The sequence below is a fragment of the Streptomyces sp. NPDC094448 genome, from assembly GCF_044763775.1.
In the GTDB taxonomy this organism is placed as follows: Bacteria; Actinomycetota; Actinomycetes; order Streptomycetales; family Streptomycetaceae; genus Streptomyces.
On sequence record NZ_JBIWGU010000014.1, the window covers coordinates 20,968 to 34,804 of the forward strand.

Consider the following 13,837-nt stretch of genomic DNA (forward strand, 5'->3'; position numbering starts at 1 on the left):
CGCGCTGAGCTGGCCCGCGATCGGCCGCCGATCGAACACGGCGGGGACTCCACCCCTGGTGCGGCCCGGTACGCCTCCGCGGGGACGAAGGCCGGCCGGCGGGGGGCCTTGCCCTGCCTCCGCCGACCGGAGGTCCCGGTCCGGGCGCGGCCCGCGGGACCCGGCCCGGACATCGCGCTTCATCCGTGCGGGACGCGCGTAGCGCGGCCAAAAGACGTTCTTGTTCCGACGGGCCCCCGGAGTCCAGGATTCCTAGCGCGCCGCTTGTCAGGGCCATGACCTGGATTGAGTCCCCGGGTCCTGTCCACTCCGGCGTTCTCAACGGGCCCGCCCCCCAACGGGTCCTGTATCCACCCGGAGGAAGCGGTGCAGTTCCGGCGCTCGTCCCCCCACAGCGGCACCTTCCGGCGCGCGCGGCCGGACGGCCGCGCCGCCGGGGTGACCGTGACGGTGCCGGCCGCTCCCGCCGCCGTGGCCGGGCCGGGCGGTGGCGCCGAGGGCACCACCGCCCGGCTGGGCCACTACCGGGTGCCGGGCACCCGCAGAGGTGCCGCCCGGACGGCCGTGGGCCGGTGGTCCCCTGTCGGCGGGGGACCACCGGCCCCGGCTCCTCTCCGCCGCGGGGCCACCGCACGGCCTCCCCGGACCACCGCCGGGCCACCGCGTTCCCGGCCGACGGCGTCGCCTAGGCTGTGACCGGCAGAGGTCCACGGCCGGGAGGGGGTCGGTGTGCGGCGGTACTCACGCATCGTGCTGTCGACCCTGCTGCCGGTCCTGCTGCTCGCCCTGTGGACCGCCTTCGCCGCGCTGACCGGCGGATCCCCGGTGTCCGGCGCTCCGAGCGCCACGGCCGTCGGGGCGAACGCGGTCACCCCGGTCCGCGCCGACACGCTCCAGCGGGCCGCTTCGGCCACGCGCCCCGATCCGCGCCGCACCCCCGTCGCCCCCGTGCAGACGGTGGTCGCCGCGGACAGCGGGGACCGGCCGGCCGGTCCGCCGACGGCGGCGTCCGGGCCGGTGACCACGGTGTTGCCGCAGCCGGTGACGGACCGCGATGCGGTCGGCCCGCGGCAGGAGCGCGCGCCCCCGGCCCGCGGCGTCGGCACCCCCCGTACCAGGGCACCCCCCTCTCTCCACGGCAACTGACGCTCCGGCGACCGCCCTCCGGTCGTGCCCGGCGCCTCCCGTCCGGCCCATCGGCGGACGGGACCGCTCCGCGGACACTGCCCCGGCGGCCGCCGCCTCCGTCGCGTCCCCGCACCCCGCCGGGGTGGCGGACGCGCGCCCTCCGGTGCCGTCGTCCCGTGCCGCCCCCGCGCGGCCGTCCGACCGGGCCCGGACCTCTTCCCGTGTCCGCTGACGCGTCACGTCCGCGGACTGCCCGTGGAGCAGTCATGTCTTCCCGTACCTCATCCACCTCGCGCACATCACGTACCTCGCGCGCACCCCGCGGCAATCTGTGGCGGGCGCTCGCCGCGTTCGCCGTCGTCGCGGTCTCCCTGCTGATCGCCCTGACCTCGGCCCCGCGGCTGGGGCTCGATCTGCGGGGCGGTACCCGGATCGTCCTGGAGACCCGGGACTCCCCCACCGTGCGGGCCGACGCCGCCGCCACGGACCGGACCCTGGAGGTGCTCCGCCAGCGGGTGGACGCGCTCGGGGTCGCCGAGGCGTCCCTCGCCCGCTCCGGGGACCGGCGGATCGTCGTCGAACTGCCCGGGGTCGACAACCCCCGTGAGGCGGCGGCGGCGATCGGCCGGACCGCCCAGCTCGCCTTCCACCCCGTCCGGGGCACGGTGGCCGGGCCCGCGAGCGCCCCGGCCGCCGACGGGTCCCGGGTACTCGCCGACCCGGACGCGCCGGGCAGCTTTCTGGCCCTGGCGCCTCCGGCACTGACCGGGAACGGGGTCAAGGACGCCGAGGCCGTGCTCGACCCTTCGTCGGGGCGCGGCTGGACCGTCGATCTCGCCTTCCGCGACAGCGGCGCGAAGGACTGGGCGCGGATCACCGGGCAGGCGGCCTGTGCCGCGCCGGGCGATCCGGCGCGGCGGGTGGCGATCGTGCTCGACGACCGGATCGTGTCGGCCCCGGGGATGGAACGCACGGTGGCCTGCGGCGCGGGCATCGCGGGCGGTTCGGCGCAGATCACAGGAGGTTTCGGCGGGGACGAGGCGCGGGAGCTGGCCGCCCTGGTGAAGGGCGGCGCGCTGCCGGTGCCGGTCACCACCGTCCATCAGAGCACCGTCGGCCCCACGCTGGGCGAGGACGCGATCCGGGCGAGCTTCTGGGCGGCGGTCATCGGGCTGGTGTGCACGGGTGTGTTCATCGTCGTCGTGTACCGGCTGCTGGGGCTGCTGGCCACGGTGGCGCTGGCGCTGTACGGGCTGATCTCGTACGCCGTCGTGGTGGCGCTGGGGGCGACGCTCACCCTCCCCGGGCTCGCCGGGTTCGTGCTGGCGATCGGGATCGCGGTCGATGCGAACGTCCTGGTCTTCGAACGGGCCCGGGAGGAGTTCCCGCGCGGGAAACGGGACGCGGCCGATCCCCGGAAACCGCTGCGGACCGGTTTCCGCAAGGCGTGGAGCGCGGTCGCGGACTCCCATGTGACGACGCTGCTGGCGGCGGGGCTGCTGTTCGCCTTCGCGGTCGGCCCGGTCAAGGGCTTCGGGGTGACGCTCGCGATCGGTGTGCTGGCGTCCCTCGTCTCGGCCATGGTGATCACGCGGCTGTTCGCCGAGTGGATCCTGCACCGGTCGTGGGTGCGGCGGCGGCCGGGTCTGACCGGGATCGCGTCGAAGGGCAGGCTGCGGACCCGGCTGGAGAAGCGTCCGCCGAGGCTGATGCGCCGCCGGAAGCTGTGGCTGGGGCTGTGCGGCGGGCTGCTGCTGGCCGCGGTGGCCGGGATCGGGGTACGCGGTCTCGAATTCGGCGTCGAGTTCACCGGGGGGCGTCAGACGGAGTACGTGACCGGGCGGACCGTCGACGCGGACACCGCGCGGCGGGCCGTGTCGGACGCCGGGTTCCCGCGGGCCGTGGTGCAGGAGTCCGGCGAGGGCGGGATCACCGTACGGACCGGGGAGCTGACCGATGCGGAGCAGGCGCGGATCTCGGCGGCGCTGGGTGCGGTCGCGGACGGGGCGCGGGTGGAGCGGGACGAGCGGATCGGGCCGAGTCTCGGCGCCGAGCTGCGCACCCAGGCCCTGATCGCGCTGGGGGTGGCCGTGGCGGCTCAGCTCGGCTATCTGGCGCTGCGGTTCCGCTGGACCTTCGCGGTGTCGGCGGTGGCGGCGATGGCGCAGGACGTGCTGCTGGTGGTGGGGCTCTTCGCCTGGCTGGGGAAGCCGGTCGACAGCGTCTTCCTGGCGGCGCTGCTGACCGTCGTCGGCTATTCCGTGAACGATTCGGTGGTGGTGCTGGACCGGCTGCGGGAACTGCGGCGTTCGGCGCCGCGCGCGGCGTGGCCCGATCTGGCGGACCTGGCGGTGGCGCAGACCCTGCCGCGGACCGTCAACACGGGTATGGGGGCCTTGTTCGTGCTGGCCGCCCTGGCCGTGCTGGGCGGCGATTCACTGGCGGACTTCTCGGTGGCGCTGCTGGCGGGGGTCGTGGCGGGAATGGCGTCGACGGTGTTCACGGCGATGCCGCTGGCGGTGATCCTGACCTCGGGCCGTCGCGACCGGCCGCGCCGGGAGCCGGTGCGCTCCGCACGTGACGGGAACCCTTCGGGGGCGGTGGTCTGAGGCCGGGCGGCTCCGGCGGGGGTGCGGATCCACGGGTTCGTACCCCCGCCGGTACGGATCCGCGGTCCGCCCGGCGGTACTCCGGTTCGCGGCCGGCGAGCCGTCAGAGGGCGGCCGGGATGCGGAAGCGGAGTTCGGGGCGGGGCCAGGCCACCGCCGGCGGGTTGGGGGGTGCCGTGCCGGTGCGTTCGGCGCCCATCGCGCGGTAGAAGCCCTCGGCGGGCGGGTGGGAGACGACGCGGACGGAGTCCAGGCCGTGGCGGCGGGCCTCGGACGTCATATGGGCGATCAGCAGACGTCCGATCCCCAGGCCCTGCGCGCGGTCGGCGACGAACAGCAGGTCCAGTTCGGCGGTGTCGGTCAGGAGGCCGTAGAAGCCGAGCCGGGCTCCGCCGGCGTCGACGGCGACATGGACGCAGCGGGCCGCGATGTAGTCGCGGCCGACGGTGAGCCCGGCGACGACGGAGGCGTAGTGGCCGTCGTACGCACCCGAGGTACGGACCATCCGGGTCAGCACTCGGGCGTCGGCGGCCGTCGCCCGGCGGATCCGGATGCCCGGGGCCGGACCGGCCGAGTCGGCGCCCCGCCCATCCGTCATAGGTGAACTCATGGTGTGAGTATTACATGCACGGGCGGGGCGGCCCTTCCGGCCCTCCGGGGCCGGTGGTTCAGACCGTCGCGCGCCAGTAGCCGAGGGCGTCGACCCGGTCCTTGGGCAGGGCGAGGTTCTTCCGGGCGTACGAGGCGAGGGCCCGGGTGGTGACGGTGTCGCAGGCAATCCACACGTACGCGGTCGTGGGGTCCCCGATCAGTGCGGGCAGGGCTGCCTTCACCTCGGCCACCAGACCTGCGCCGCCGCCGGTGCGCGGGACGGTGCGCAGTTCGTGCAGGCGGGGGTCGAGGCGGAACGGCAGCTGCTCGTCGGAGGGGTGGCCGGTCTCGAAGAAGACGGTCGCCGGGATACCGGGGAGGGCGTCGAGGAGGGAGTTGACCGCGGGGAGCGAGGCGGGGTCACCGATGAGGACGAGCCGGCCGGGCAGGGGGTCGGGGGCGGTGAAGCCGGTGCCCTGGAGGGTCGCGTCCACGGTGTCGCCGGGGCGGGCGGCCCTGGCCCAGTCGCAGGCGGGGCCGGGGTGCAGGGCGAATTCGAGGCTGAAGGTGCCGTGCGCCGGGTCGGGGTCGACCAGGGTGTAGGCGCGCTGGTGCGGTTTGCCGGCGTTGCCGAACCAGACCCGGACCCACATGGTGGGGTGGGTTCCGGTCTGCGCCAGCATGCCGCCGTCGGTGAAGTGGACGCGGTGGTAGCGGTCGCCGACCGCCTCGCTCCCGGTGACGGTGAACCGGAAGTCCTTCCCCCGCATCAACTTGAGGACCACACCCTCCCAGCCATGCCCCACGCCCCACTCCTTCCTGTTCGTTCGCATTTGTTCATCCGAACGTCCGTGCAGTAACTTAGGCGAGCCTAACCTAATCGAGTTGGGGCGTCGTCATCGAGGGGCGGGACAGGTGAACTTCAGGATCTACCGGGACGACCGGGGGATTCCGCATCTGCGGGCGGAGAGCGCGGCGCAGCTCGCCCGCGCCCAGGGGTGGAACGCCGCCACCGACCGGGCCTGGCAGATCGACGTCGAACGGCACCGCTCGCAGGGCACGTCCGCGTCGTTCCTGGGCGCCGCGGCCGCGGGCTGGGACGCGTTCGCGCGGCGGTCCCTCATCGACGACACCGCACGGCGCTGCTATCTGTCCCTGGACGAGGCCACCGCCGCCTGGGTGGGCCACTATGTCGACGGGGTCAACGCCGGGCTGGCCGAAGGCGCCCGGCGGGATCCCCGGTTCGCGGAGACCGGGCTCCGGCCCCGCCCCTGGGAGCCGTGGGTGCCGCTGGGGATCTGGCTGAGCACCCATATCCTCTTCGCCGGGTTCCCCACGAAGATCTGGCGCGAGGAGGTGGCCCGGACACTCGGCGACGACGCCGTCGGGCTCTTCTCCGCCGAGGGCGCCAACGGTTCGGGGAGCAACGGCTGGCTGGTCGGCGGGGACCGGACGGCGCACGGCGCCCCGCTGATCGCCGGTGATCCGCACCGGCCCGTCGAGGACCCGGGCGTCTACCAGCAGATCCGGCTGGCCTGCGACGAGTTCGACGTCGTCGGGCTCGCCGTGCCCGGGGTGCCCGGCATCGCCCACTTCGGCCATGCCGGGGGCGTCGCCTGGGCCATCACCAACGCCATGGCGGACTACCAGGACCTGTACCGGGAGCGGCTGCGCGAGCGGCCGGACGGCGGTCTGGAGGCGCTCGGCCCCGAGGGCTGGCGCCCCGCCCGGGCCCGTACCGAGACCATCGAGGTCGCCGGAGGCGCGCCGGTGGCCGTCGAGGTGATCGAGACCGACCGCGGTCCGGTGGTCGTCGGCGGCCGCGGCGACGCGGAGGTGCTCAGTCTGCGCACCCCGCCGCGGGTCACCGCCGAGCTGGGTTTCGCCGCACTTCCCGCGCTGCTGCGGGCACGGACCGTCGGCGACGTCGACCGGGCACTCGACGGCTGGGCCGAACCCGTCAACGTCGTTCTCGCCGCCGATACCGAGGGCGGCTTGCTGCACCGGGTCGCGGGCCGGGTACCCCACCGGGACCGGGAGAACCTGCTGCGGACCGTGCCCGCCTGGGAGTCCCGCTACGCCTGGCGCGGCTGGCGGCCCCCGCCCCGCGCGGCCGTCGGCGCGATCGCCGTGATGGCGAACGAACGGGGGCTCGCGGAGCCGCTGGGCGTGGAGTTCGCCGCACCGCACCGGGCCGCGCGCATCCGCGAACTGCTGTACGGCCGGCGGGCGTGGACGGCCGAGGGCATGGCCGAGGTGCACAGGGACACCCGGCTCGCGTCGGCCCGCCCCCTGCTGGCCCTGCTGACCGGACTGGAGGGGCTGAGCCCGGCCGCGGCGGCGCTCCGGGACCGGCTGGCCGGCTGGGACCTCCGGATGGACGCGGAGAGCGCGGACGCCGCCCGCTACGCCGACGTCCGGTCGGCCGTGGTCCTGCGGATCGCCGCGCACCCCGTCTTCCGGGGCCTCGCCGAGGCCGTCGCGGGCGGTGCCTGGCCCGATGAACTGCGCCCGTGGACCGCCTTCGTGCCGCGTGTCGCCTTCGCCCTCGAAGGGCTGCTCGGCTCGCGCGCGCTGCCCCGCGCCGATCTCACCGAGGCGGTACGGGAGGCGCTGGAGGACGTCGCGACGGCGCGGGCCGGCCGGCCCAAGGACGTCTGGGGGGACCGCCACCGGCTCACGCCCTGGCAGGCGCTGCCCGGCGGGGCGCACGAGGCCCCGCCGGAGGGCGGCTGGCCCGGTCTGCCGGGGGACCACGACTGCGTCCTGGCCACCACCAGCATCCCGGGTGTCACCGATACGTGCTGGCGCGGCCCCGCCGCCCGCTACGTCTGGGACCTGTCCCGCCGCGACAACAGCCTCTGGATCGTGCCGCTGGGGGCCTCCGGGGTCCCGGGGGACCCCCACCGCCGCGACCAGCTGCCCCGGTGGCTTTCGGGGGAGTTGGCCCCCGTCGTCACCGACTGGAACAAGCTCACCGAGGAGACCCCGAACGATGTCCGCTGACTCCCCCGCCGCCGTACCCGCCGCCGCTCCGGCGGCCGCCCGTGCCACCCGGCGCGAACCGGTCCATGTCCAGAAGGTCGAGGGCTTCGGCACCGTGAGCGTTCTGACGCTCGACCCGGTCGCCGACCTCGACACCGTCCATGCCTGGGTCACGGCGGAGCGGGCCCGGTTCTGGGGCATGCTCGGGCACAGTCGTGAGCAGGTGCGGGACATCTACGCGTATGTGGACTCCCTCAGCACCCACCACGCCTTCCTGGTGGAGCGCGACGGTGCGCCCGTCGCGCTCTTCCAGACCTACGAGCCGGCCGCCGACCCGCTCGGCGACTGCTACGAGGTACGCCCCGGTGACGTGGGTGTGCATCTGCTGATCGGCCCGGCGGCCGGGGGCGTACCGGAGGGCGAACGCGGCTTCACCGCCGGGCTGATGACCGCACTGCTCGGCTATGTGTTCGACGATCCGGCCGCCCTGCGGATCGTCGTCGAACCGGACGCCCGCAACGAGAAGGCGATCGGCAGGATGCTCAGCGCCGGTTTCTCGGCGGGCCCGGAGATCGACAAGCCGGAGAAGCGGGCCCGGCTCGCGTTCCTGAACCGGGAACGCTGGGAGTCGGCGGGGCACTGAACCGGGCCTGCCGGATGCCGCGCCCGCGGCGGGGGCGGGCGCGCCGTCCGGGCTCTCCGAGCGGAGGACGTACGGCGACGGGGGCGGCCCCGGGCAGTTCCTCCCGCACAGCCACCCGGAGGCCGAAAACCCTTGCGGAGGCGGTCGATCGCACGGGTGTCTTGCGCCTGTGCCTCTTCCACGCGGCGCGCCCGGCAGGGTAAACAGGTGCCGGTCACCCGCCGCCGCACCCGGCCCGCCCTCCGACGACATATGCCATCGGCATCCGCTGGTCGAGTGTTGCCAAACGCCTTACGAGCCGCCGCTCCCTGTGCAACAGTCGTCATGACCCCTTGTTCCGAACCGACCCGGATCCGGCCCGAGGCCACGCCCCGCATCGGAGTACGACATGCCCTCCCAGGTGTTCGAGGACCGTCCCGGCGAGCTGCCGGAGGACGGGTCAGAGTCGGGCCCCGTCGCCGTGGACGCGCTGATCAGCCGGGCGCTCAGGCTGCGGGGCGCCGTGGACGCGGTCCGCCGGGACTCGGTGGCGGACGACGACCATCCGCGGGGCCGGTGGCAGCGGGCCCTGTGCGATCTGGCCGTCCATCAGCTCGACGACCTCGGTGCCCATCTGGGGCAGTTACGGCAGGAGCTGCCCGGGGACGCGGGTGCCGCGTGGCCTCCGGTGCCGGTGTGGTCCGGGACCGGTGACCCCGGCGGGCCCGACCCCTTCGCCCGGACGCCCGGTCTCGCGGCGTACGAGGCGGACCACGCCCAGAGTCCGGGGACGCTCCTCAACCGGGTGGGCAGCGCCGAGTGGAATCTGCTGACCGACGCGGTCAACTGGTCCGACGAGCTGTACACGATCCTCGGCCGCCGGCCCGGCAGCGGCGCCATGACCCTGGACGAGCTGCCGTCCGTCGTCCACCGCGACGACCAGACGCTCCTCACCGCCCTGGTCACGGGCTGTCTGGTCGACGGCCGCCCCATCGACGCCGAGTTCCGGATCGTCCGGCCCGACCGTCAGGTCCGTACCGTCCATATGATGGCCGAGCCGGTCCTCGACTCCGACGGTTCGACGGCCTCCATGTGGGCGGTGTTCCGGGACGTCAGTGCCCTGCGCCGCAGCGAGGAGGCGGTCCGCGACAGCCGGGAGACCCTCCGCCGGCGCCGGCACCGGGAGCGGACCGAGCGCCGGATGGCCGTGGAGATGCAGGAGGCCGTCCTGCCGCCGTGGCGCGGTTCCCTCGCCTTCCCCGTCGGCGGCGCGACCGAACTCGACGTCGCCGCCCGCTACTTCCCGGCCGACAACTCCGATCTGATCGGCGGCGACTGGTACGACGCGCTGGAACTCCCCACCGGGGCCTGTGTTCTGAGCGTCGGCGACCTGACCGGCCACGGGGTGGCCGCGACGTCGTCGATGGCGATGCTGCTGGGCGCGCTGCGCGGGATGGCGGTGGCCGGAATCGCGCCCGAGGCGGTGATGGGGCACCTCAACCATCTGCTGGAGTCCGCCGTACAGCCGACTCTCGGGAGCGCGGTGTGCTGCCGGATCGACCCGGCGCGGCGCACCCTGACCTGGGCCCAGGCGGGCCACCCCGCCCCGCTGCTGTTCCGCGGCGGGACGGGGCGCCCCCTGACCCCGCCGGACGGGGTGCTCCTCGGGGCGACCTCGTCCCCGCACTACGAACAGAACGAGGTCGAACTGCACCCCGGCGACCTTCTGGTGCTGCACACGGACGGGCTGTCCCGTACGGGCGCGGCCGAGGAGTCCGCGGTCGCCGGCCTGCTCGCGCTCGCCCCCCGGTTATCGGACGCGCGGGACGCCCAGGACGGCGTACGGATGGTCGCCGAGGCCTTCGGTACGGGCCGCAAGGACGACGCCTGCGTACTGGTGGCACGGATCAGCGCCTGACCCACCACGGGACGGACCTCCGCGCGGCGGCACGGACGCGGCGGTCAGACCGGCAGGGTCCCGCCCCGCCCGGACGGGCTGTGCGGCAGCACCCGTTCCAGTTCCTCCCTGAGCCCCCCGATCGTGCTGTGACCGGCGAAGCGGCCGGTCAGCCGGTACATCTCACGGAGCCGGTCCCAGGTCCGGTGCGACGAGGTCTCCCCCATCGACACCAGCGCCAGCCGGGCGTAACGGTCGGCCTCCTCGGGGTCGTCGGCGATGAAACAGGCCGACGCCATCGAGATGTAGTCGAAGATCCTGGACCGCTGCCGGCCGCCCTCGCGCAGTTGGAGGGCCTTTCCGGCATGGCCCCTGGCGATCGTGGCCGCCGCCGGTTCGTGCTCGGCGAGGGTACGGTACGCCAGCGCCTCCATCCCGTGCAGATCGGCCTCGTCGAACATCTGCATCCAGCTCGGCGGCGGCACATCGCCCCGGTCGGAGACGAACAGCTCCTCCGCCTCCCCCAGTTTCCGCCGCATCGCCTGCCCCTGCCCCAGGGACGCCTGGGCCCAGGCCTCGATGGTGCAGAGCATGGCCCGGGTCCTCGGCAGGGTCTCGTCGCCGGATCCGGACTGGGCCAGCTTCATCAGGTCGAGGGCTTCGTCGGGGCGGCCCAGATGGACCATCTGACGGGCGGCACGGGACAGCGCCTCGCCCGCTCTGGGCCGGTCGCCGCCCTCACGCGCCGCATGGGCGGCGATGACGAAGTACTTCTGGGCGGTGGGTTCCAGACCGACGTCGTGGGACATCCACCCGGCGAGTACGGCGAGATTGGCGGCCACGCCCCACAGCCGCCGCTGGAGGTGGTCGGGATGGCGGTAGGCGAGCATTCCGCCCACCTCGTTCAGCTGGCCGACGACGGCCTTGCGCTGGAGTCCGCCGCCACGGGAGGCGTCCCAGGCCCGGAAGACCTCGACGGAACGCTCCAGCGCGGCGATCTCCTGCGATCCGATGGGCGCCGCCTCGTAGCGGTCGTACCCGGCGGTGTCGGCGTGAGGGGTGAGGGGGGTGGGGTCGGTCACGAGTGCGGGTTCGCTGTGCAGCCAGTCGTGCATGGCGCCGGTGAGGGCGGAGCCCGCGGCGAGCGCCGCGCCCGCGCCCACCAGCCCGCGTCGGTTGAGCATGAGGTCCATTCCCGTGAATTCAGTGAGGACCGACGCCGTCCGCTCGGGGGCCCAGGGAAGGCCTTCGGGGTTCGCCGCGTCTTCCGCGGCCCGTGCGCCCTTGCGCCTGCCCGCTCTCCCGCTCCGGACGAAGCCCAGGTCCTCGGTGGTCACGACACGGCCGAGCCGCTCGGTGAAGAGTGCGGCCAGCACCCGCGGAACGGGGTCGCGCGGGGTCTCCCCCATGTCGATCCACCTCCGCACCCGCGAGGTGTCGGTCGCCAGCTGCGGATGGCCCATGGCCGCCGCCTGCCGGTTCACGAGTCTCGCCAGTTCACCCTTGGACCAGCCGGCCATGCCGAACAGGTCGCTCAGGCGGGTGTTGGGTCCTCCGGTCACGTAAAGCCCCCAGGTTCTCGGCTGAGTTGACAGTAGCCCCGCGCCAGGGGGGTGGCGACTATTCGCCAGGGTTCGCCAGGGTCCGCCAGATGGTGTGCCACCCGTGCCCTGGTGTGACGTAGGAACGCGCCACCCCGGCCCGGCGGGCGGTCGCACTCCCCAGGGTGCGGGGCCGTGAGGCCGGGGCGGCGCACGCTTTCCGTCGGCGCACGAAGGGATCTGTCACCCCCATGTACGCAGCATCGTCCTCCGTGTCCGCCCCGCCCCGGCCGCAGCGTCCCGCCCTGCAGGCCGGTTCGGGGCCGTATCTCGACCCCAAGCCCGCGAGCCGGCTGCGACGGCCGGCCGTTCCGGTGGCGGGCCAGCCGCTCAGCGGCAGAATCGACCTGTCGGGGCCCCAGGGCAGCCAGTTGCGGATGGCCGTGGCCTCGGTGCACCGGATCTGCCCGGAGTTCCATCCGGTGCAGGTGCTGCGCCGCAGCGGCCGGTCCGTACTGATCGTGGGCACCACCGGACGCACCACGGCCGTCGCCAAATGCCTGCTCGACCACTCCCCCGTCTGGAAGGAAAGGTTCCGGCACGAAATAGCTGTCTACCGCACCTTCGTCCGGCACCGCCCCCAGGACGTCCGGGTACCCCGGCTGGTGGCCGCGGACCCGGAGAACTGCACCCTGGTGATCGAACGGATGCCGGGGAGGGCTGCGGCACTGGCCCGGCATCCCGTGGAGGCCCCGCCACGGGCCGATGTACGGGCGGCGGTCGGCGCGGTGACCCGGCTCAACGACTGGCGGCCGCCCGCCGGACTCTTCGAAGCCCCGCTGGACTACGCGTCCCGGATCTCCCGCTACCACGAACTCGGGCTGTTCACCGACCGCGATCTCGGCGATCTGCTCCAGCTGCTGCGGGGCCCGGGATCCGCGGGCGGGCGGGGCGCGGCCCGGGAGTTCTGCCACGGCGACGCGCTGCTGTCGAACATGCTGCTCTCCCCGGCCGGGCCGGTGCTGGTCGACTGGGAGCACGCGGGCTGGTATCTGCCCGGGTACGATCTGGCGACGCTCTGGGCGGTGCTGGGGGACGCGCCCGCCGAGCGGCGGCGGATCAGCCAGCTCGCGACCCGGAAGGGGCCGGCCGCCCAGAACGCGTTCCTCGTCAATCTGATGCTGGTGCTGACCCGGGAGATCCGTACCTACGAAACGGCCGTCCAGCGGACCATGCGGGAGGCACCTCCGGCGAGTGGTGCGACGGGCGGTCCTTCGGCCGGTGAGCAGCAGCGGCTGCTGCTGCGGCGGCTGCACGACGACTGCGCGATGGCGCGGCGGGCCGTGCGGGCGGCGGTGGGCACGCGCTGAGCCGAAAGGTTCCGCTGCGGCCGTGGTTCCGGTGCGGGGGCACCGGCGCCACGGCTCGTTCGTGACGGCCGTTCGCCGGGAGCGGTCGCCGGGGCCGCGCGCGTGGCCCGTCAGCGGGTGCGGGCGGTGACGTAGCGGGCGAGGACCTCGGCGTCGGGGAAGCCCGGCGGCAGGTTGACCGGGCCGCGGCGGATCCGGTGGACGGGATCCGGCAGGGGCGTGACGCTCAGGGAGTGGACGCGCCGTATCTCGCGGCCCGCGGAGTCCTCGACCCGGGTGATGCGGTGGACGGCCCGGTCCATCTCGTCCCAGGCGATGACGGTGGGCCCGCGGGCGCCCTGCCGGTAGTGGGCGAGCCCTTCGTCGTACAACCGGATCCAGACGGCGGGCCGTTCGGGACCGGGGCGGTGGGCGACGGCGGCCAGTCCGACCAGGAGGGTGATGAGGTAGCCGAAGCCGAAGCCCATCGCCAGTCGGCCGTCCAGCTCGTCCCAGGTGTGGAGGACTCCCCAGGTCGTCAGCCCGCCGGCCAGCAGGGCGAAGGCACCGATGGCGCCCGCCTGGGTCCAGGAGCCATTGCCTTCGCGGCCGCCGACGGCATGCCGGACCGGGCCCTCCCAGCCGCGTTCACCGGTGGCCTCGTCGAACAGTTCCGCCACGTCCCGCGGGACTCGGACCCTCTTCATCTGCTCCCCCGATCCCCGCGGCCCGGCGGTCCGGCGGCCCGGCCGGGTGATGGTCCACGGACAACCCGGGTGAGCGTAACGGACCCCCGAACGCCCCGGCCGGTGACGGGAGCTGCGCCCCGGGGCCGAGCCGGGCCCGGCCGGGACAGAAGGCACCGACACCGTACGGATATTCCTGGGCACGCCCGTTCGAGACGTCTCCCTGTCGAGTGATTCGCGGTGCCGGGAATTCCGGCCGCACCGCCGGGCCGCCCGTCACCTTCGGGGGGACATCCGGCTGGTCGCAGGGGGTGAGCCCGATCCGGGTGCGCGCGGGCGCACGCCCCGAACCGGCCTTCGGATGCCGGTTCGGCTCATCGGATCGGAGCATAGGCCGTACGGGGGAAGGGCATGACTGGCCGGAACCGT

General features: G+C 74.5%; 10 protein-coding genes. 6 read left to right on the plus strand and 4 right to left on the minus strand.

What is annotated here, in order from left to right; genetic code table 11:
• Positions 1-750 precede the first annotated feature (750 nt).
• Both ACIQ9E_RS25285 and secD read left to right on the plus strand, forming a co-directional pair.
• Positions 751-1,146, plus strand: a complete 396-nt coding sequence (locus ACIQ9E_RS25285; protein WP_403710666.1) for a hypothetical protein — start codon at positions 751-753, stop codon at positions 1,144-1,146.
• A 248-nt stretch (positions 1,147-1,394) separates the two neighbouring features.
• A complete protein-coding gene (gene secD, locus ACIQ9E_RS25290) occupies positions 1,395-3,737 on the plus strand; it encodes a protein translocase subunit SecD (RefSeq protein ID WP_403710668.1) in 2,343 nt (780 codons plus the stop codon).
• Positions 3,738-3,840: 103 nt separating this feature from the next.
• Here secD and ACIQ9E_RS25295 read toward each other — a convergent pair whose 3' ends face one another.
• Entirely contained in the window at positions 3,841-4,347 is a 507-nt protein-coding gene (locus tag ACIQ9E_RS25295; RefSeq protein WP_403710670.1) for a GNAT family N-acetyltransferase, read from the minus strand.
• 58 nt (positions 4,348-4,405) lie between these two features.
• Positions 4,406-5,134: a siderophore-interacting protein gene (locus ACIQ9E_RS25300; RefSeq protein ID WP_403710902.1), complete on the minus strand. Its 729-nt coding sequence runs from the start codon at positions 5,132-5,134 to the stop codon at positions 4,406-4,408.
• 109 nt (positions 5,135-5,243) lie between these two features.
• On the opposite strand from ACIQ9E_RS25300, the gene ACIQ9E_RS25305 reads away from it, so the two are divergent.
• From ACIQ9E_RS25305 to ACIQ9E_RS25315, 3 genes are all read left to right on the plus strand, one after another.
• Complete coding sequence (locus ACIQ9E_RS25305; RefSeq protein WP_403710672.1) at positions 5,244-7,334, plus strand: penicillin acylase family protein; 2,091 nt, start codon at positions 5,244-5,246, stop codon at positions 7,332-7,334.
• On the plus strand, positions 7,324-7,956 hold the full coding sequence (locus ACIQ9E_RS25310; RefSeq protein ID WP_403710674.1) for a GNAT family N-acetyltransferase: 633 nt from the start codon (positions 7,324-7,326) through the stop codon (positions 7,954-7,956). Before ACIQ9E_RS25305 ends, ACIQ9E_RS25310 begins: the two co-directional genes overlap by 11 nt.
• Before the next feature lie 388 nt (positions 7,957-8,344).
• A complete protein-coding gene (locus ACIQ9E_RS25315) occupies positions 8,345-9,853 on the plus strand; it encodes a PP2C family protein-serine/threonine phosphatase (RefSeq protein WP_403710676.1) in 1,509 nt (502 codons plus the stop codon).
• Positions 9,854-9,897: 44 nt separating this feature from the next.
• On the opposite strand, the gene ACIQ9E_RS25320 is transcribed toward ACIQ9E_RS25315, so the two are convergent.
• Complete coding sequence (locus ACIQ9E_RS25320; protein ID WP_403710678.1) at positions 9,898-11,394, minus strand: hypothetical protein; 1,497 nt, start codon at positions 11,392-11,394, stop codon at positions 9,898-9,900.
• Positions 11,395-11,624: 230 nt separating this feature from the next.
• On the opposite strand from ACIQ9E_RS25320, the gene ACIQ9E_RS25325 reads away from it, so the two are divergent.
• Positions 11,625-12,743, plus strand: coding sequence for an aminoglycoside phosphotransferase family protein (locus ACIQ9E_RS25325; protein WP_403710680.1), 1,119 nt, complete (start codon positions 11,625-11,627; stop codon positions 12,741-12,743).
• A gap of 110 nt (positions 12,744-12,853) precedes the next feature.
• Here the strand turns inward: ACIQ9E_RS25325 and ACIQ9E_RS25330 are convergent, their stop codons facing one another.
• Positions 12,854-13,429 carry a hypothetical protein gene (locus ACIQ9E_RS25330; RefSeq protein ID WP_403710682.1) on the minus strand — a complete coding sequence of 192 codons (576 nt, stop codon included), beginning with the start codon at positions 13,427-13,429 and terminating at the stop codon, positions 12,854-12,856.
• Between the last annotated feature and the right edge of the window lie 408 nt (positions 13,430-13,837).

Coding starts and splice junctions, on each gene's coding strand:
- secD (WP_403710668.1), top strand. CDS start 1,395: ATGTCTTCCCGTACCTCATCCACCTCGCGCACATCACGTACCTCGCGC.
- ACIQ9E_RS25330 (WP_403710682.1), bottom strand. CDS start 13,429: ATGAAGAGGGTCCGAGTCCCGCGGGACGTGGCGGAACTGTTCGACGAG.
- ACIQ9E_RS25295 (WP_403710670.1), bottom strand. CDS start 4,347: ATGAGTTCACCTATGACGGATGGGCGGGGCGCCGACTCGGCCGGTCCG.
- ACIQ9E_RS25315 (WP_403710676.1), top strand. CDS start 8,345: ATGCCCTCCCAGGTGTTCGAGGACCGTCCCGGCGAGCTGCCGGAGGAC.
- ACIQ9E_RS25310 (WP_403710674.1), top strand. CDS start 7,324: ATGTCCGCTGACTCCCCCGCCGCCGTACCCGCCGCCGCTCCGGCGGCC.
- ACIQ9E_RS25325 (WP_403710680.1), top strand. CDS start 11,625: ATGTACGCAGCATCGTCCTCCGTGTCCGCCCCGCCCCGGCCGCAGCGT.